The sequence below is a fragment of the Serratia sp. ME47 genome (assembly GCF_903970925.1).
GTDB classification, from domain to species: Bacteria; Pseudomonadota; Gammaproteobacteria; order Enterobacterales; family Enterobacteriaceae; genus Serratia; species Serratia ureilytica.
Genome location: NZ_CAJCKE010000004.1, coordinates 155,899 through 173,809, shown reverse-complemented (window position 1 = coordinate 173,809; position 17,911 = coordinate 155,899). Strand labels below are relative to the sequence as shown.

Sequence of the window (17,911 nt, the reverse complement as noted above, 5' to 3'; positions counted from 1 at the left end):
TTTTCACCGACGGAAAGTGCGGCTTTTTTGTGCGCCAAAGCCAGATTTTGCGTGGCAATCGGCAAAATTTAAAACTGTGACTTAGCGCTAACTATTTGAATCGCAATCCCCAAAAAATGCCCTCGTCCAGCCTTTAACCAAAAAAAATTGATGTACGTCAATTTTGGTATGACCAAATAACCTCACATGCTATTCTGGCTGCAGAGAGCCGATTTATTTTACGCGAACCCTATGTATTCTAAGGATATTATTTATTTACCCTGGGATAACAAATGGTTCACATTTAGGGGGTTATTTTGACAACGCCAAAGAAGAAAATCGTTATTGTCGGCGGCGGCGCCGGTGGTCTGGAGCTGGCGACCAGCCTGGGCCATAAACTTGGCCGTAAGAACAAAGCCGAGATCACGCTGGTGGATCGCAACCACAGCCATTTGTGGAAACCGCTGTTGCACGAAGTGGCGACCGGCTCCCTCGATGACGGCGTGGATGCGCTCAGCTACCTGGCGCACGCGCGCAATCACCATTTCAGTTTCCAGCTGGGGTCGTTGACCAACATCAACCGCGAGACGCAAACGCTGCAGCTGGCGCAGATCTGCGACGAGCAGGGCGGCGAGCTGGTGCCGGCGCGTGAACTGCCGTACGACATCCTGGTGATGGCGCTGGGCAGCACCTCAAACGATTTCGGTACGCCGGGCGTGAAAGAGCACTGCATCTTCCTGGATAACCCGCATCAGGCACGTCGTTTCCACAACGAAATGCTTAACCTGTTCCTGAAGTTCTCGGCGCAGCCGGGGCAAAAAGAGCGGGTCAACATCGCCATCGTCGGCGGCGGTGCCACCGGCGTTGAACTGTCCGCCGAACTGCACAACGCGGTGAAACAGCTGCACAGCTACGGTTTTGAAGGCCTGGACAACAGCGCGCTCAACGTGACGCTGGTCGAAGCCGGCGAGCGCATTCTGCCGGCGCTGCCGCCGCGCATTTCCGCTGCGGCGCACCAGGAGCTGATCAAGCTGGGCGTGCGCGTGCTGACCAACACCATGGTGACCAGCGCGGACGCCAAAGGCCTGAATACCAAGGGCGGCGAGTTCATCGACGCCGATCTGATGGTGTGGGCGGCAGGCATCAAAGCGCCGGACTTTATGAAGGACATCGGCGGCCTGGAAACTAACCGCATCAACCAGTTGGTGGTGGAGCCGACGCTGCAGACCACGCGCGATCCGAACATCTTCGCCATCGGCGACTGCGCCTCTTGCCCGAAAGAGGGCGGCGGTTTCGTGCCGCCACGCGCCCAGTCGGCGCACCAGATGGCCTCACGCTGCGCCACTAATATCCTGGCGCTGATGAACGGCCAGACGCTGAAGCCTTACGTGTACAAAGACCACGGTTCGCTGGTGTCGTTGTCGCGCTTCAGCACCGTCGGCAGCCTGATGGGCAACCTGATGCGCGGCTCGATGATGGTGGAAGGGCGCATTGCGCGTTTCGTCTATATCTCGCTGTACCGCATGCACCAGGTGGCGCTGCACGGCTACATCAAAACCGGCCTGATGATGCTGGTGGGCGGCATTAACCGGGTGATCCGCCCGCGCCTGAAGATGCACTGATCCCGCCGTTGTCGATCAACCCGCGCCGGTTCGCCCGCGCGGGTTTTTTTATGGCGGCGCGAGGCTAACGGCGGCGGTTGCTTGATTCTTCAGCATAAGCTGTCGCCGACATGGGTAAAATTCTTAAGATTCCTCCTAAACAACGGCAAAACGGCCGTTTTCCCGCATTTTTGGTCCCCTTGTCTTATTGCGAGCCCTCAAATCATTGTGCAGACTTTACCTCGTTTACAGACGGCGCGTCGCGCACGCCGTAAACCGGGATACCGCAAGCCGCCCATGCGCAAAATAATAAGCGCGGTGCCATGCCGGTAACAGACCCGGAAAAAATGCGTGGTAACACTTTCAGGAGGTTTCCTGTGAACAAGTCAATGTTAGCCGGTGTTGGGATTGGCATCGCTGCCGCTCTGGGGATTGCCGCGGTAGCCAGCCTGGACGTCTTTTCTGCCGGTCCGCAATATGCGCAGGTGCTCGCCGCAACGCCGATTAAAGAAACCATCAAAACGCCGCGTCAGGAATGCCGCAACGTCACCGTCACGCACCGTGCACCGGTGCAGGATGAAAACCGCATCGCCGGTTCTGTGCTGGGCGCAGTGGCGGGCGGCGTGATCGGCCACCAGTTCGGCGGCGGTCGCGGACGCGACGTGGCGACCGTGGTGGGCGCTCTGGGCGGCGGCTACGCCGGTAACCAGGTGCAAGGGGCGATGCAGAATAACGACGTCACCACCAGCGTTCAGCAGCGTTGCAAAACGGTCTACGACAAGTCTCAGAAAATGCTGGGCTATGACGTGACCTACAAGATCGGCAATCAGCAGGGCAAGATCCGCATGGATCACGATCCGGGCACCCAAATCCCGTTGGACAAAAACGGCCAGCTGGTGCTGAACAGAGCCTGATCGACGCATTCGAATTAAACCCGCGGGCAGTGTTAGTTCTGATCGTTTAACTCGGTTAAGCGAGCGGCGTTAACATTGACGCGGGTTTCTGCTTTTTGTCTGCCCGCAAATTCGACGATCGTTCTAATGTCTGCGTGCGATATCACTGGGCAAAACTTCAAAAAAGCCCCCGCGTTTGTTATATTATTGTGCGATTAAGCGGTGTGTTCGGCGCTAATCGCCGCACCGGCCAAACCCGAGTATTTCGTCTCGCAGAGATAACGACATGTTAGATTTTCGCTTTCCGACAGCGTTGCAAATGGTCCTTAGCGTCGCCGTAGCTGAGAAGCAGGGCATGCGTTCGACGAGCGCCACGCTCGCCGCCACTCTGGAAGCTAACCCGAGCTTTATCCGCAAACTGATGGTGCCGCTGACCAAAGACGGCATCATCGTTTCCACCCTGGGCCGAAACGGCTCTATCCACCTCGGCCGCCCGGCGGAAGAGATTACCCTGCGGGATATCTACCTGGCGGTGATCGACGACAAGCGCATCTGGGCCTCACGCCCTGAAGTGCCGGCCCGTTGCCTGGTGAGCGCCAACGCCTGTTGGTATTTTAAATCGGTGGTGAACGAGGCCGAGCAGGCTTCGCTCGCGGTGCTGGCGCGCCACACCGTGGCTGACTCGCTGGCCGAACTGGAGCGGGGCGACAAGCGCGCCTGTGCGGAATACGCCGCCGCGCAAGAGGCCGAAACCGCCGATAAATAATCGCGGTTCTGATGCATAAAGAAAGGTCGGGCAATGCCCGACCTTTTTGCATGTTAAGACGAGGATTACGCCGTCTGCGTCTGCGTTTTGCGTGCCACCAGGCGACGCAGGGTGACGTAGAACACCGGCGTCAGGAACAGCCCGAACAGGGTGACCCCCAGCATGCCGGAGAACACCGTGATGCCGGTGACGCCGCGCACTTCGGCGCCGGCGCCGTGGCCGAGGATCAGCGGGATGGTGCCGGCGATGAAGGCGATGGAGGTCATCACGATCGGTCGCAACCGCAGGCGACAGGCTTCCAGTGCCGCCTCGACGATGCCTTTGCCCTGCATTTCCAGCTCGCGGGCGAACTCGACGATCAGAATAGCGTTCTTGCAGGCCAGCCCCATCAGAACGACCAACCCGACCTGCACGAACACGTTGTTGTCGCCGCCGGTCAACCACACGCCGAACAGCGCCGACAGCATGGTCATCGGCACGATCAGGATCACCGCCAGCGGCAGCGTCCAGCTTTCATACAGCGCCGCCAGCGCGAGGAACGCCAGCAGCACCGCGACCGGGAACACCACCAGCGCGGCGTTGCCCTGGGTCGATTGCTGGTAGCTCAGATCGGTCCACTGGATGTTCATGCCGTTCGGCAACAGCTTGCCGGCCATTTGCGTCAGCGCGCTCATTGCCTGGGTAGAGGAGAGGACGCGCGGATCGGCGTCGCCGATCAGGTCCGCCGCCGGGAAACCGTTGTAGCGGATCACCGGATCCGGGCCGTAGGTCGTGCCGATGCTGACCATACTGCCGATCGGCACCATTTCGCCTTTGTCGTTGCGGGTACGCAGGTTGGCGATGTCTTCCACGCTGTCGCGGAACTGGCCGTCGGCCTGCGCCATCACCTTCCAGGTGCGGCCGTAACGGTTAAAGTCGTTGATGTAAGACGAACCGAGGTAGGTTTGCAGCGTGCTGAACAGCGCATTGAGCGGCACCCCCTGGGCCTTGGCCTTGTCGCGATCGATTTTGGCGTCCAGCTGCGGCACGTTGGCCTGATAAGAGGAGATCGGGAAGCCCATGCCCGGCGTTTGCATAATGGCGCCGGACATCGTGTTGATCGCGGTCTGCAGCGCGCCGTAACCCAGCCCGCCGCGATCCTGCACGTACAGCGAATAGCCGGAACCCTGGCCGATGCCGAGGATCGGCGGCGGCATGATCGAGAAGGCGAAACCTTCCTGGATCTGTGAAATGCGCGCGTTGATCTCGGCGTTGATCTGCGCCGCGGTGCGGGTACGGGTGCTCAATGACTCCAGCGCGAAGAACACCGTGCCGGTATTCGGCGTATTGGTGAACTGCAGCGCGTTCAGGCCGGGGAAGGCCACCGCATCGGTGACGCCGTCCACGCTCAGGCCGATGGCGCTCATCTTGCGGATCACCGCATCGGTGCGCTCCAGCGAGGCGCCTTCCGGCATCTTCACGCCGCCAATCAGATACAGCTTGTCCTGCGTCGGGATAAAGCCGCCGGGCACGGTCTTGAACATCACCCCGGCGGCGACCAGCAGCAGCAGGTAGACGACGAACACTGCACCGCGTCGGCCCAGCACGCGGGAGACCCCGTGCTGATAACGCTGCGAGCCGCTGGCGAAGAAGCGGTTGAACGGCCGGAACAGCCAGCCGAACAGCCGGTCGATCAGGCGCGACGGCAGATCTTTCGGTGCGCCGTGCGGCTTCAGCAAGCGCGCCGCCAACGCCGGTGACAGGGTCAGTGAGTTGATGGCGGAGATCACCGTCGAGATGGCGATGGTGACGGCGAACTGTTTGTAGAACTGGCCGGTAACGCCGGAGAGGAACGCCATCGGCACAAACACCGCGCACAGCACCACGGCGATGGCGATGATCGGGCCGGAGACCTCGCGCATCGCCTGGTGCGCCGCCGCCAGCGGCGACAGCCCCTCTTCGATGTTGCGCTCGACGTTCTCCACCACCACGATGGCGTCATCCACCACGATGCCGATCGCCAGCACCAGCCCGAACAGGCTAAGGGTGTTGAGCGAGAAGCCGAGCAGATACAGCGCGGCGAAGGTACCGACCACGGAGATCGGCACCGCCAACAGGGGAATGATCGAGGCGCGCCAGGTCTGCAGGAACAGAATGACCACCAGCACTACCAGGATCACCGCTTCCAGCAGGGTGTCCACCACCGCGCGGATCGAATCGCGCACGAACACCGTCGGATCGTACGGCGATTTCCAGCTCATGCCGTCCGGGAAGCGGGTCGCCAGCTCGGCCATCTTGCCGCGCACCGCATCCGACAGCTCGATGGCGTTGGCGCCCGGCGACTGGAAGATGCCGATGCCGACCGCATCCTTGTTATTGAGCTGGGCGCGCAGCGCGTAGCTGCCGGAACCCATTTCGATGCGCGCCACGTCGCGCAGCCGCACGATCTCGCCGTTATCGCCGCTCTTGAGAATGATGTTGCCGAACTCTTCTTCGGTTTGCAGGCGGCCCCGGGCGTTGATCGACAGCAGATAGTCGCTGCGCGTCGGCATCGGCTCCGCACCGAGCTGGCCGGCGGAGACCTGCACGTTCTGCTCCTGCATGGCGCTCACCACTTCGGAGGCGGTCAGCCCGCGCGCGGCGACCTTGTTCGGATCGAGCCAGATACGCATTGCGTATTCGCCGGCGCCGAAGATCTGCACCTGGCCGACGCCCGGCAGGCGAGCCAGTTCATCCTTGACCTTCAGGGTGGCGTAGTTGCGCAGGTACAGCGAGTCGTACTTGCCGGAAGGCGATACCAGATGCACCACCAGCGTCAGCGCCGGAGACTGTTTCTGGGTAGTGATGCCCTGGCGGCGCACATCCTCCGGCAGACGCGCTTCGGCCTGCGCCACGCGGTTTTGCACCTGCACCTGCGCCTGATCGGGATCGGTGCCCGGGCGGAAGGTGACGGTGGTCACCAGCACGCCGTCGGAGCCGGCGACCGATTTCATGTACATCATGTTTTCGACGCCGTTGATCGCTTCTTCCAGCGGCGTCGCCACCGTTTCAGCAATCTCTTTCGGGTTGGCGCCCGGGTATTCGGCGCGCACCTGCACGCTGGGCGGCACCACGTCCGGGTACTCGCTGATCGGCAGCAGCGGAATGGCGATCACCCCGGCGACAAAAATCAGTATCGACAGCACCGCGGCGAAGATCGGCCGGTCGATGAAAAAACGGGAAAAGTCCATGGGTCAGAGTTCTCTGCTGGGAGCTTAGTTAAGGGCGGAGGCGGTGGTGGTCATGGCGACGCTTTTCGCGTCGACCGGCATGCCCGGCATAAACACTTTCTGCATGCCGTCGACGATCACCCGATCGCCGTTCACCAGGCCTTTTTGCACAATGCGCAATCCTTCGGCCATCCGGCCCACGTCGATGTCGCGGCGCTGCGCCTTGCCGTCTTTATCGACGATGTAAACGAACTTGCGGTTCTGATCGGTCATCACCGCTTTGTCGTCGATCAGCATGGCGTTGAACTCGGCGCTGCCGGGCATCTGCACGCGGGCGAACAGCCCCGGTGTGAAGCGGCGATCGCGGTTGTCGAGCAGGGCGCGCATGCGGATGGTGCCGGTACCGGCGTTCAACTGGTTGTCGGTGAAGTCCACCAGCCCCTGATGCGGAGTGCCGTCTTCGCCCACCAGGCCCACCTTCACCGGCAGGCGCGCGTCGTGTCGGCCCTGCTGCTGATAGCGCAGGAAGGTCGCCTCATCCACGTCGAAATAGACGTAAACCTTATCGAGCGATACCAGCGTCGTCAGCACGCTGGCGCTGTCGCCGGCGGTGACCAGGTTGCCGGCGGTGATCATCGCGCGGCTGGCGCGCCCGTCGATCGGGGCGGTGACGCGGGTAAAGTCGAGATTAAGCTGCGCCATATCGAGCTGGGCCTGCGCCGCCAGCACGTTGCTTTGCGCCTGCGCGGCGGACGAACGGCGCTGTTCCCACACCTCTTGCGAGATGGCCTGAGTGCCGATCAGTTTCTCGGTTCGCGAAGATTCGCTGCGCGCGAGGGCTGCCTGATTGCGCGCCCGCACCAGCTCCGCCTGCGCCTGTTCGCGCGCGGCGCGGTAGGTGCGATCGTCAATGGTGAACAGCACCTGGCCTTTCTTCACCTCGTCGCCTTCGGTGTAGTTGACCCGCTCGATGTAGCCGGAAACTCGCGGGCGCAGCTGTACGCTTTGCACCGCTTCGACCCGGCCATTGAACGCATCCCACTGGCTGATCGGTTTGACCACCACGCTGGCGGCGCTGACCACCGGCGGCGGTGGCGGGGCGTTATGCGCGACGCTGTTGTCACACCCGGCGAGCAGGGCGGCCAGCAGCGCCACCCCGGAGAGCCGCTGGCCCAGAGCGAAGGCGCGCGTGCGGCCGCCGGCGTTGAACGATGAGTTTGGTTGATTTGGCATTATTTTTATTCCGATAAGTAAGCGCTGTCTGGCCCCATACCCAGCCCTGTTTTCCGGGCTTTTCCCTTCATGCCGGCGTTCGGCGGAAGGGGCGCCGCGCTTTGTCATGGCGCAACGTTAGGTTTTGAAACATATTGGTGTCACATTAATGTATCAATATCGGTTACATTAATTGGGTGGAGTATAGAGGCGGCTTTCTGGTAAATGCAATAATAAAAATTGCATTTAAAGCGAAACTGTTGCAACGTATGCGCACTGGGCAGAGGGGGACCCTGCCGACATGATGGGAGCATCAGCATGAACACGACGGGTTTCATTACCGATTTGAAGACGTGGATCGACAACAATCTGGAAGAAAAACTGGATATCAACACCGTAGCGGACCGCGCGGGCTACTCCAAATGGCATCTGCAGCGCATGTTCAAGCGTCAGACCGGCTATGCGTTGGGGGAGTATATCCGCATGCAAAAACTGAAGGTGTCGGCGGAGCGCCTGGCCAACAGCGGCGAACCGATCGTCAGCGTGGCGATCTCGCTCGGCTTCGACTCACAGCAGTCGTTCAACCGCAGTTTCAAACGCCAGTTCGGCCAAACGCCGGGGGACTGGCGCCGCGCACTGGCGCAGCCGACGGCGGTGAGATGCACGCACCACTGAGCGGTTTGGCAGTGGGAATAAAAAAGCCTGAATTTGCGTTCGGGCTTTTTTATGGCGGTGAGGGAGGGATAGATTCGCTGCGCTCACCCTGCGGGCCGCCGTTGGCGGTCCAAAATGCAAGCGTTTTTTCGAACCCTGTCGAGGGTTTCGACATCCACATATTATTTCAATGTTTTTTTGATACACATTAATAAAAATATATCCAGAATTATAATTTAACGCTGTGTTTTTTGGATAATTGGTTGCACTAGTAGATGAGTTTTCAGCAATAGTGATTTATTAATTTTCATACGAGTAACCCATGACATTGCTTGAATCTCAATCCGCTACCACAGGGGCAAGGACCGACTCGAGATTCGGGTTGATAGGGTAGTAATGATGGATTTTGGCGATAAATTAGGCCTGTTTGTATATTCATGCCGGTTCCACAATGTGAAATAAAACAACCTTTAATATTGTTTTTTTGAATGTTAGTTCCTGATGGTTTAAGTTCGATACCTTCTCCGCCTATTATATAGTACACCTCTACAACGGTAATTGGATAATTGATTTCATTATTGGCCTGAAGACATGTGCTCTTATATTTTTTGTACGCTTCTCCTGCTGTTTTTACGACTGAGAACTTAACTGATAGGTGATCACCATTCTCATAGTCGATTCTAAGTTCTTTACCTTGTGGTGGAGAGTTGACATCTTTGGGATCTCCAATATTTGTCCATATATTGTCTTCGATCAAAGCCCTTTCTTTAGGAAGAACACTTAGCATTTTTATGTTTAATCTAAGGTAGCCTTCTTCATCACGCTTGAACCAAACTACATCGTGTCCATCTATCTGTAATACTTTTAAAGTATCGTAGTAGAAATTTCCCCCAACCACCGCTAACAAGTCATTCCTCAACCAATCAAATTGACCTTTAACTTTATCTGCCTGAGTCTTGTTATTCTTGAAAGCTCTTAGCTGATCATTTGTGTATGCACCACCATCAGCTTTTTTATGGTGGTGTATACACAGAGCAATCATTCCTTCGGGGGTGTGATGATTCTTAATATGCCAAGGAGGATCAAAGTGATGCCATTCCAAGTATGGATTTGCACATCCGTCAATGGGGCATCCAAAGCCAACTTCATTTCGTAATTTGCGTATCACATCTACTGGTGGGGTTCGATTCATACATATCCTTTAGCAATAACTATGTAAAAGTTATTACATAGTAATATATCCTAGGCTAAAAGTTGCAAAACATTTCAGTTATAAGATAAATTACCTTATCATTCAATATGTTGTCCAGTCGTCTTGGTGCTCTTATTATATGTGTTTGCATTCAAAAAAGCCTGAACTTTCGCTCAGGCTTCTTCGTAGAAGATGGCGATGAGGGAGGGATAGATTCGCTGCGCTCACCCTGCGGGCCCCTTGGCGGTCCAAAACGCGGGCGTTTTGTCGAACCCTGTCGATGGCTCTCACCCTCCCGGTCGGTGCGCGATGCAAACAAAAAAGCCTGAACTTTCGCTCAGGCTTTCTCGTTAGAATATGGCGGTGAGGGAGGGATTGATTCGCTGCGCTCACCCTGCGGGCCGCCGTTGGCGGTCCAAAACGCAGGCGTTTTGTCGAACCCTGTCGAGGATTCTCACCCTCCCGCTCGATGCGCTATGCATACAAAAAAGCCTGAACGCGAGTTCAGGCTTCTTCGTAGAAGATGGCGGTGAGGGAGGGATTCGAACCCTCGATACACTTTCGCGTATACACACTTTCCAGGCGTGCTCCTTCAGCCACTCGGACACCTCACCATATTTTTTTGTTGCGAAATCATCGCTGCAACGGGGCGCTACTATAGGGAGTGGGGCCGATCCGGTCAAGAATAATTTCTGTGTTTTTGCTTGTCCGCTCAAGCCGTGTTCACTTTGTTGAAAACTGCGGCGAACTACACGTCAGAAGTCATGAAAGGGCGAGAAAATCAGAGAGGCGGTTCGAGGAGAACCGAGAAAAAGGGGAACCTCGGTAGCGTAAGGCGGGAGGCGTTCGCGGCGGGCCGCCGTTGGCGGTCCAAAACGCGGGCGTTTTGTCGAACCCTGTCGAGGCTTCTCACCCCTCTCGGCGGTGCGCCATGCAAAAAAAAAGCCTGGACGCGAATCCAGGCTTTCTCTTTGAATTTGGCGGTGAGAGAGGGGTTCGAACCCTCGATACACTTTCGCGTATACACACTTTCCAGGCGTGCTCCTTCAGCCACTCAGACACCTCACCGTTTTGTTGCCGATAACGCCTTGCGCTGTCGACGGGCGCTAATGTAGGAGAATCTGATCTCAGCGTCAACCCTCTTATTTCATTCTCATGACTGTTTAGCCAAACTTGCAGCAATTTGCTGATTTACCGAACGATATCCTGACTCTCGGCCGCCGGCGGACAGGGCGGCAGCGAGCAAAATGCGTGAAAGCCGATTGTTTGACTTTTTTCTGTACAAATAGCTCAATATCTCGCCATTGAGGTGAGGTTGTTTGCTGTTATATGCATTAATACTGGATTATTAGTCAGATGTGTCGCTAAATGGAATCATGTCGGCGCGGCGTTTTTGGCAAGGAACATCACGTCGCCGCGCAGATTGCCGGTTGACAGGCCGGCGATACCGCAGACAGGGACAGACTCATTACATAATAATGCAGTAGAGGTTCGTTTTGACTCCTTCAGATGCCATGCCGGCGCCGCAAGCGCGCCATGCCATTCCCCCCGGCGCGGGGGCGCTGTTCTTCATCCAGATCTTCGCCACGCTGGGTTTCGCCGTGCTCTATTCCACGCTGGTGCTGTACGCCACCAAGCGATTGGGTTTCAACGAAAGCAGCGCCAATGCCATGATGGGCGTGTTCGGCGCCTTCAACTATGGCCTGCACATGTTCGGCGGCTATCTCGGCGGCCGTTTCCTCAGCAACCGCAACCTGTTCGTGCTCGGTATGGTGCTGCAGGTGTTCGGCTGCGCGCTGATTGCCGTCGCGGGCGTGTGGGGGTTGTACTGGGGGCTGGCGATGTTCCTGACCGGCAGCGGTCTCAACGTGACCTGCATCAATATGATGCTCACCCAGCGTTTCAAACCGGACGATGATCGGCGCGAATCGGCGTTCCTGTGGAATTACGCCGGCATGAACCTCGGGTTCTTCGTTGGCTTTACTGTGGCCGGGTATTTCCAACTGACGGAAAATTATCGCGCGCTGTTCCTGTTCGCCACGCTGGGCAACGCGGCGGCGATCATCGTCGCCGTCTGTCGCTGGCGCATTCTGGCCGATCTCAATACGCCGCTCCACGACGCCAGCCGCAGCCAATACCGCTGGCGCATGCTGGTCGGGTTGGCGGTGCTGGTGGCGCTGGTGCCGATTATCCGCGTGATGCTGACCCATGCCGAGTTCAGCGGCCATTTCGTGATCGTGCTCGGCGCGCTGATCTTCCTGATGCTGTGCGTCGTGACGCTGCGCCACCATCCGCGCGATGAGCGCCGCAGAATGGCGGCCTATCTGATCCTGGCGCTGGGGTCGCTGGTGTTCTGGGCGCTGTATCAGCTGGCGCCGATGGGGCTGATGCTGTTCTCCGAGCACAACATCAATCTGAACGTTTACGGCATTCAGGTGGCGCCGCAGTGGATCCAGAACATCAACACGCTGGTGATCGTGGTGGGCGGCCCGCTGCTGGCCTGGTGGTTCAACCGCCTGCGCGCTCGCGGCTGCAACATCGACATTCCGCTGCAGTTCTCCGGATCGCTGTTTTGCATCGGGCTCGGCATGCTGGTATTGCCGCTGGGCATCAGCATGGCCGGCGGCGACGGGCTGGTGGCGTTTAAATGGATCGTCATCAGCTATGTGCTGCAAAGCGTCGGTGAATTGATGATCTCGCCGATCGGTTACGCGATGATCGGCAAGCTGGCGCCGCCGCGCTATCAGGGCGTGATGATGGGCTGCTGGATGATGGTGACCGGCGTCGCTTCGGTGTTGGCGGGCTACGTATCCGGCCTGATGCCGGAAAACAGCGGCAGCACGCCGCTGCAAACCAATCCTGGCTACAGCGAAATCTTCAGCGCGCTGGGTTGGGGGGCGACGGGCGTCGGCGTGGCGATGCTGATTTTAATTCCGCTGTTGCGGCGTCTTATCCGGCGCGACGGCGCGTCTGCCGCCTGATTTTGCGAACATGCACAACAGCCCCACTGGTCGGGGCTGTTTTTATTTTGGGCTTTAACGCTTGCATCCGGCGATGAATCGCGGAAGGCTGAAGGAAAACCAATAAAAACAAACGGGAGCCCGCAGTATGAACATCATCTATTACCATCCCTTATTTAACGCCCAGGAATGGCTGACCGGCATCAAGCAACGCCTGCCGCAGGCCGAGATCCGCGAATGGCAGCGCGGCGACGAGCGGCCGGCGGATTACGCGCTGGTATGGCGCCCGCCGCACGAGATGTTAGCCAACCGCCACGATCTGAAAGCGGTGTTCGCCCTCGGCGCCGGCGTCGACGCCATTCTCGATCAGGAGCGCAAACACCCCGGCACGCTGCCCGCCGGCGTGCCGCTGCTGCGGCTGGAGGATACCGGCATGGCGCAGCAGATGCAGGAATATGCGCTGAGCTATGTGCTGCGCTATTTCCGCCGTTTCGACGAGTATCAGGCGCTGCAGCAGCGGCAGGAGTGGCAGCCGCTCGATCCGCACTCGCTGGATGATTTCACCATCGGCATCCTCGGCGCCGGCGTGCTGGGGCAGAGCGTGGCGCGTAAGCTGACCGAGTTTGGCTTTAGCGTGCGCTGCTGGAGCCGCAGCGCCAAACAGATTGACGGCGTGCAAAGCTTCGCCGGGGAGGATCAGCGCGCGGCCTTCCTCGACGGCGTCAAACTGCTGATCAACCTGCTGCCCAATACGCCGGAGACCGTTGGCATCCTCAACCGCGAGCTGTTCGCACAGTTGAGCGCGGGCGCCTACCTCATCAACATCGCGCGCGGTGCGCACCTGGTGGAAGCCGATCTGCTGGCGGCGTTGGAACAGGGGCAACTGGCCGCCGCCACGCTGGACGTGTTCGCCCGCGAGCCGCTGCCGCAGGATCACCCGTTCTGGCGTCATCCGCGTGTCACCATTACCCCGCATATTGCTGCCATCACGTTGCCGCAGCAGGCGATGGATCAGATCGCCGCCAACATTCGCGCGCTGGAGGCGGGGCATACCCCTGCCGGCGTGGTCGACAGGCAACGGGGGTACTGATCCTTCAGCCGCCGTTCGGTAACTGATAAGCTGACACCGTCATCGCGCCCGCCCGCACCGCTGCGGGCAGGCCCTCTGGAAGGAGAAACAATGTATCCCGTTGATTTGCATATGCACACCGTCGCCAGCACGCACGCTTACAGCACGCTGCACGATTACATCGCCGAAGCCCGGCAGAAGGGCATCCAGCTGTTCGCCATCACCGATCACGGCCCGGACATGGCCGATGCGCCGCACTACTGGCACTTTATGAACATGCACGTTTGGCCGCGCCGGGTGAACGGCGTGGGCATTTTGCGCGGTATCGAAGCCAACATCAAAAACCTGCAGGGCGATATCGACTGCACCGGCCCGATGCTGACGGCCACCGACGTGATCATCGCCGGTTTCCATGAGCCGGTGTTTGCGCCGCAGGATAAAGCGTCCAATACTGAAGCGATGATCGCCGCGATGGCGCAGGGGGACGTGCATATCATCAGCCACCCCGGCAACCCGCGTTATCCGATCGACATTCCCGCCGTCGCGGCGGCGGCGGCCAAATACGAGGTGGCGCTGGAGCTGAATAACTCGTCGTTCACCCACTCCCGCAAGGGCAGCGAGGCCAACTGTCGGGCGATCGCCGCCGCGGTACGCGACGCCGGCGGCTGGCTGGCGCTGGGCTCGGATTCGCACGTCGCCTTTTCGCTGGGTAACTTTGAGCACTGCGAGCGCATTATCGAAGAGGTGGGCTTCCCGCAGGAGCGCATTCTCAACGTCAACCCTCGCCGGCTGCTGGATTTTCTCGAGCGGCGCGGCAAGCCGGCGATTGCGGAATTGGCCGATTTGTGACATCGTCCCGGCAAAATTTTCCGTATTGAATAAGGCTTTATCATGAATGAGTTTTCGATTGTCTGCCGCGTGCTGGGTACGCTGTTCTACCGCCAGCCGCAGGATCCGCTGTTGGTGCCGCTGTTCGCGCTGATTAAAGAGGGCAAGCTGCAGCAGCACTGGCCGCTGGAGCAGGATGACCTGCTGAAGCGCCTGCAGCAGGGCGGCGACGTCAACCAACTGGCGACCGACTTCAATGCGATGTTCGTCGGCAGCGAATGCAGCGTGCCGCCGTTCCGCTCCGACTATGTCGAAGGCGCAAGCGAGGCTGAAGTGCGCGCCTTCCTGCAGCAGCGCGGCATGCCGCTGGCTGAGGCGCCGGCCGACCATTTCGGCCAGCTGCTGCTGGCGGCGTCCTGGCTGGAAGATCAGTCGCAGGAAGATGAAGCGCAGGCGCAGATCGCGCTGTTCGACGAGTTCCTGCTGCCGTGGTGCGGCCGCTTCCTCGGCAAAGTGGAAGCGCACGCCACCACCGGTTTCTACCGCACGCTGGCGCTGATGACCCGCGACGCCCTCCAGGCGATGCGCGACGAGCTGGCCGAGTACGAGCAGGACGACGAAGCGGGCGACGAAGACGCGTAACGCCGCAGCCATCCTGGCGGGCCGCCCGGCCCGCTAAACACAGGTTTGCATCCCCCAGACGTAAATTGACAAAAGATCCCCTAATCTGGCGGTTTACCGTCGGTTCGGGCGCGCCTGCGCGCCGCGTTTTTTCACGCAAGGGGTAGATGATGAAAAGTAACTGGATGCAGCAGATTCAAACGTTGATCGGGCAGAAGGCCGGCGCGATGGGCGGGGCAGAAGGCATCGGCAAACTGCTGGCGCCCACGGCGCTGGGCGGCCTGGTCGGCGTGCTGTTGGCCAACAAATCTTCGCGCAAGCTGGTGGGTAAGTTCGGCAAGAATGCGCTGATTATCGGCGGCAGCGCGGCGGTGGGCGCGGTGCTGTGGAACAAGTACAAGCAGCGGGTGAAAGAGACCCATCAGGACGAACCGCAGTTCGGTTTGCAAACCACGCCGGTGGATCTGCGCGCCAAGCGTTTGGTGCAGGCGCTGGTGTTCGCCGCCAAAAGCGACGGCCATATCGATGCCGACGAGCAGCGCGCCATCGATCACAGCCTGGCGCAACTGCAGGTGGGGGAAGAGGCGCAGGGCTGGGTGCAGGAAGCGCTCGACCAGCCGCTCAACCCGGCGTTAATCGCCCGCAGCGTGCAAAACGAAGACGAGGCGCTGGAGGTTTATTACCTGAGTTGTCTGGTGATCGACGTCGATCACTTTATGGAGCGCGGCTATCTTGATGCGCTGGCGCAGGCGCTGAAGATCCCGGCGGACGTCAAGCAGGGCATCGAGAGCGACGTCAACGAGAAAAAGCGCGAGCTGGCATAGCGCCGCTTGGCAAGCCGGGGGGAATCGTGTCACTCTTGCCGCAATCTATGTAAGCGGATGATTTAGCAATGATGACCCCACCGAAAGCGGAAAAACGGCCTTATCCCATCACTATCCACGGCGATACGCGCGTGGATGACTACTACTGGCTGCGCGACGATGAGCGCGCAGACCGTCAGGTGCTGGACTACCTGCAGGCGGAGAATGCCTACACCGATGCGATGTTGAAGCCGCAGCAGGCGTTGCGCGAAGCCCTGTACGAAGAGATGGTGGCGCGCATCCCGCAGCAGGAACATTCGGTGCCTTACGTGCGCCACGGCTATCGCTATCAGACGCGCTACGAGCCGGGCAACGAATACGCGATTTATGTGCGCCAGCCGCAGGCCGAGAGCGAGCAGTGGGATGTGCTTATCGACGGCAACCAACGCGCCGAGAACCACGAGTTTTACACCCTGGGCGGGCTGGACGTCAGTCCCGACAATCAGCGTCTGGGGGTGGCGGAGGATTTCCTGTCGCGCCGCCAGTATGACATTCGTTTCAAGAACCTGGCCGACGGCAGCTGGGCCGACGAAGTGCTGGAAAACACCTCCGGCAGCTTCGAGTGGGCCAACGATTCCTCGACGGTGTACTACGTGCGCAAGCACGCCAAGACGCTGTTGCCGTATCAGGTTTATCGCCACGTAGTCGGCAGCGATCCGCAGCAGGACGAGCTGATTTACGAAGAGCAGGACGATACCTTCTACGTCGGGCTGGAGAAGACCACCTCCGAGCGCTTTATTCTGATCCACCTGAGCAGCACCACCACCTCGGAGATCCTGTTGCTGGATGCCGATCGTGCGGACGCCAAACCGCAGCTGTTCGTGCCGCGCCGCAAGGATCACGAGTACGCCATCGATCACTATCACCAGCATTTCTATATCCGCTCTAACAAGGACGGCAAGAACTTCGGCCTGTACCAAAGCGAACAGGCGGACGAAGCGCAGTGGCAGACGCTGATCGCCCCTCGCGCCGACGTGATGCTGGAGGGCTTCAGCCTGTTCCGTGATTGGTTGGTGGTCGAAGAGCGCAATGCCGGCCTGACGCTGCTGCGCCAGATCCACTGGCAAAGCGGCGAAGAGAAGCGCATCGCCTTCGACGATCCGACCTACACCACCTGGCTGGCGTATAACCCGGATCCGGAAACCGCGCTGCTGCGCTACGGCTATTCGTCGATGACCACCCCGACCACGCTGTACGAGCTGAACATGGACAGCGGCGAGCGGACGATGCTCAAACAGCAGGAAGTGAAGAATTTCACGCCGGAAAACTACCGCAGCGAGCGGGTGTGGGTGAAGGCGCGCGACGGCGTCGAGGTGCCGGTTTCGCTGGTGTATCGCCAGGACAGCTTCCAGCGCGGCGCCAACCCGCTGATGGTGTATGGCTACGGCTCTTACGGCAGCAGCATGGATCCGGCGTTCAGCGCCAGCCGCCTGAGCCTGCTGGATCGCGGTGTCGTGTTCGCGTTGGCGCACATTCGCGGCGGCGGCGAGCTGGGGCAGCTGTGGTATGAAGACGGCAAGTTGTTCAACAAGCAGAACACCTTCAACGACTTTATCGACGTGACCGAAACGCTGGTCGCCCAGGGGTACGGTGATGGCAAGCGAGTGTTCGCGATGGGCGGCAGCGCGGGCGGCCTGCTGATGGGCGCGGTGATCAACCAGGCGCCGCAGCTGTTCCACGGCGTGGTGGCGCAGGTGCCGTTCGTCGACGTGGTGACCACCATGCTGGATGAGTCCATTCCGCTGACCACCGGCGAATACGACGAGTGGGGCAACCCGAACGAGCAGGCCTATTACGACTACATCAAGCAGTACAGCCCGTACGATCAGGTGAAAGCGCAGGAGTACCCGCATCTGCTGGTGACCACCGGCCTGCACGATTCGCAGGTGCAGTATTGGGAGCCGGCCAAGTGGGTGGCCAAGCTGCGCGAGCTGAAAACCGACGATCGGCAGCTGCTGCTGTATACCGACATGGATGCCGGCCACGGCGGCAAATCCGGCCGCTTCAAGGCCTATGAGGATATTGCGCTGGAGTACGCCTTCATTCTGGCGCTGGCGGAATAACGGCGTGCGGCGGGCGGCCTGA

At 59.3% G+C, this 17,911-nt stretch carries 13 protein-coding genes, 2 tRNA genes and 1 other RNA gene; 10 read left to right on the top strand and 6 right to left on the bottom strand.

All coding sequences use genetic code 11. From position 1 onward, the window contains the following. Positions 1–296 precede the first annotated feature (296 nt). The 3 genes from H7A77_RS06490 to H7A77_RS06480 all read left to right on the top strand — a co-directional run bounded on the left by H7A77_RS06490 (position 297) and on the right by H7A77_RS06480 (position 3,239). Complete coding sequence (locus H7A77_RS06490; RefSeq protein ID WP_004928794.1) at positions 297–1,601, top strand: NAD(P)/FAD-dependent oxidoreductase; 1,305 nt, start codon at positions 297–299, stop codon at positions 1,599–1,601. 356 nt (positions 1,602–1,957) lie between these two features. Continuing rightward, on the top strand, positions 1,958–2,494 hold the full coding sequence (locus H7A77_RS06485) for a glycine zipper 2TM domain-containing protein (protein ID WP_004928798.1): 537 nt from the start codon (positions 1,958–1,960) through the stop codon (positions 2,492–2,494). Positions 2,495–2,759: 265 nt separating this feature from the next. Next, positions 2,760–3,239: an Rrf2 family transcriptional regulator gene (locus H7A77_RS06480; RefSeq protein ID WP_033642703.1), complete on the top strand. Its 480-nt coding sequence runs from the start codon at positions 2,760–2,762 to the stop codon at positions 3,237–3,239. Between the two features lie 65 nt (positions 3,240–3,304). On the opposite strand, the gene sdeB is transcribed toward H7A77_RS06480, so the two are convergent. Then, positions 3,305–6,448, bottom strand: coding sequence for a multidrug efflux RND transporter permease subunit SdeB (gene sdeB / locus H7A77_RS06475; RefSeq protein ID WP_164106086.1), 3,144 nt, complete (start codon positions 6,446–6,448; stop codon positions 3,305–3,307). 24 nt (positions 6,449–6,472) lie between these two features. After that, positions 6,473–7,660 (bottom strand): multidrug efflux RND transporter periplasmic adaptor subunit SdeA, encoded by a 1,188-nt coding sequence (gene sdeA / locus H7A77_RS06470; protein ID WP_099782650.1) that lies wholly within the window; start codon positions 7,658–7,660, stop codon positions 6,473–6,475. A gap of 297 nt (positions 7,661–7,957) precedes the next feature. On the opposite strand from sdeA, the gene H7A77_RS06465 reads away from it, so the two are divergent. Then, on the top strand, positions 7,958–8,314 hold the full coding sequence (locus tag H7A77_RS06465) for a helix-turn-helix domain-containing protein (protein ID WP_033642706.1): 357 nt from the start codon (positions 7,958–7,960) through the stop codon (positions 8,312–8,314). 286 nt (positions 8,315–8,600) lie between these two features. Here H7A77_RS06465 and H7A77_RS06460 read toward each other — a convergent pair whose 3' ends face one another. The 4 genes from H7A77_RS06460 to H7A77_RS06445 all read right to left on the bottom strand — a co-directional run bounded on the left by H7A77_RS06460 (position 8,601) and on the right by H7A77_RS06445 (position 10,553). Beyond that, positions 8,601–9,485 (bottom strand): SEC-C metal-binding domain-containing protein, encoded by an 885-nt coding sequence (locus H7A77_RS06460; RefSeq protein ID WP_147880238.1) that lies wholly within the window; start codon positions 9,483–9,485, stop codon positions 8,601–8,603. A 358-nt stretch (positions 9,486–9,843) separates the two neighbouring features. Then, a non-coding RNA gene (locus H7A77_RS06455) (RtT sRNA) lies at positions 9,844–9,963 on the bottom strand. 46 nt (positions 9,964–10,009) lie between these two features. Then, positions 10,010–10,099, bottom strand: a tRNA-Ser gene (locus H7A77_RS06450). A gap of 364 nt (positions 10,100–10,463) precedes the next feature. Further along, a tRNA-Ser gene (locus H7A77_RS06445) sits at positions 10,464–10,553 on the bottom strand. Between the two features lie 446 nt (positions 10,554–10,999). Here H7A77_RS06445 and H7A77_RS06440 point away from each other — a divergent pair. The 6 genes from H7A77_RS06440 (at position 11,000) to H7A77_RS06415 (ending at position 17,889) form a co-directional block, all read left to right on the top strand. Beyond that, complete coding sequence (locus H7A77_RS06440; protein ID WP_046686867.1) at positions 11,000–12,466, top strand: peptide MFS transporter; 1,467 nt, start codon at positions 11,000–11,002, stop codon at positions 12,464–12,466. Positions 12,467–12,593: 127 nt separating this feature from the next. Continuing rightward, positions 12,594–13,535: a glyoxylate/hydroxypyruvate reductase GhrA gene (gene ghrA / locus H7A77_RS06435; RefSeq protein WP_182073956.1), complete on the top strand. Its 942-nt coding sequence runs from the start codon at positions 12,594–12,596 to the stop codon at positions 13,533–13,535. Between the two features lie 90 nt (positions 13,536–13,625). After that, on the top strand, positions 13,626–14,363 hold the full coding sequence (locus tag H7A77_RS06430) for a phosphatase (RefSeq protein ID WP_047026282.1): 738 nt from the start codon (positions 13,626–13,628) through the stop codon (positions 14,361–14,363). 42 nt (positions 14,364–14,405) lie between these two features. Beyond that, positions 14,406–14,984: a molecular chaperone gene (locus H7A77_RS06425; protein WP_033642710.1), complete on the top strand. Its 579-nt coding sequence runs from the start codon at positions 14,406–14,408 to the stop codon at positions 14,982–14,984. Positions 14,985–15,133: 149 nt separating this feature from the next. Next, positions 15,134–15,787, top strand: coding sequence for a tellurite resistance TerB family protein (locus H7A77_RS06420; protein WP_033642711.1), 654 nt, complete (start codon positions 15,134–15,136; stop codon positions 15,785–15,787). Positions 15,788–15,855: 68 nt separating this feature from the next. Further along, positions 15,856–17,889, top strand: coding sequence for a S9 family peptidase (locus tag H7A77_RS06415; protein ID WP_089191551.1), 2,034 nt, complete (start codon positions 15,856–15,858; stop codon positions 17,887–17,889). Positions 17,890–17,911: the final 22 nt, after the last annotated feature.

Coding starts and splice junctions, on each gene's coding strand:
- H7A77_RS06465 (WP_033642706.1), top strand. CDS start 7,958: ATGAACACGACGGGTTTCATTACCGATTTGAAGACGTGGATCGACAAC.
- H7A77_RS06420 (WP_033642711.1), top strand. CDS start 15,134: ATGAAAAGTAACTGGATGCAGCAGATTCAAACGTTGATCGGGCAGAAG.
- H7A77_RS06460 (WP_147880238.1), bottom strand. CDS start 9,485: ATGAATCGAACCCCACCAGTAGATGTGATACGCAAATTACGAAATGAA.
- sdeA (WP_099782650.1), bottom strand. CDS start 7,660: ATGCCAAATCAACCAAACTCATCGTTCAACGCCGGCGGCCGCACGCGC.
- H7A77_RS06430 (WP_047026282.1), top strand. CDS start 13,626: ATGTATCCCGTTGATTTGCATATGCACACCGTCGCCAGCACGCACGCT.
- ghrA (WP_182073956.1), top strand. CDS start 12,594: ATGAACATCATCTATTACCATCCCTTATTTAACGCCCAGGAATGGCTG.
- sdeB (WP_164106086.1), bottom strand. CDS start 6,448: ATGGACTTTTCCCGTTTTTTCATCGACCGGCCGATCTTCGCCGCGGTG.
- H7A77_RS06415 (WP_089191551.1), top strand. CDS start 15,856: ATGATGACCCCACCGAAAGCGGAAAAACGGCCTTATCCCATCACTATC.
- H7A77_RS06480 (WP_033642703.1), top strand. CDS start 2,760: ATGTTAGATTTTCGCTTTCCGACAGCGTTGCAAATGGTCCTTAGCGTC.
- H7A77_RS06425 (WP_033642710.1), top strand. CDS start 14,406: ATGAATGAGTTTTCGATTGTCTGCCGCGTGCTGGGTACGCTGTTCTAC.
- H7A77_RS06440 (WP_046686867.1), top strand. CDS start 11,000: ATGCCGGCGCCGCAAGCGCGCCATGCCATTCCCCCCGGCGCGGGGGCG.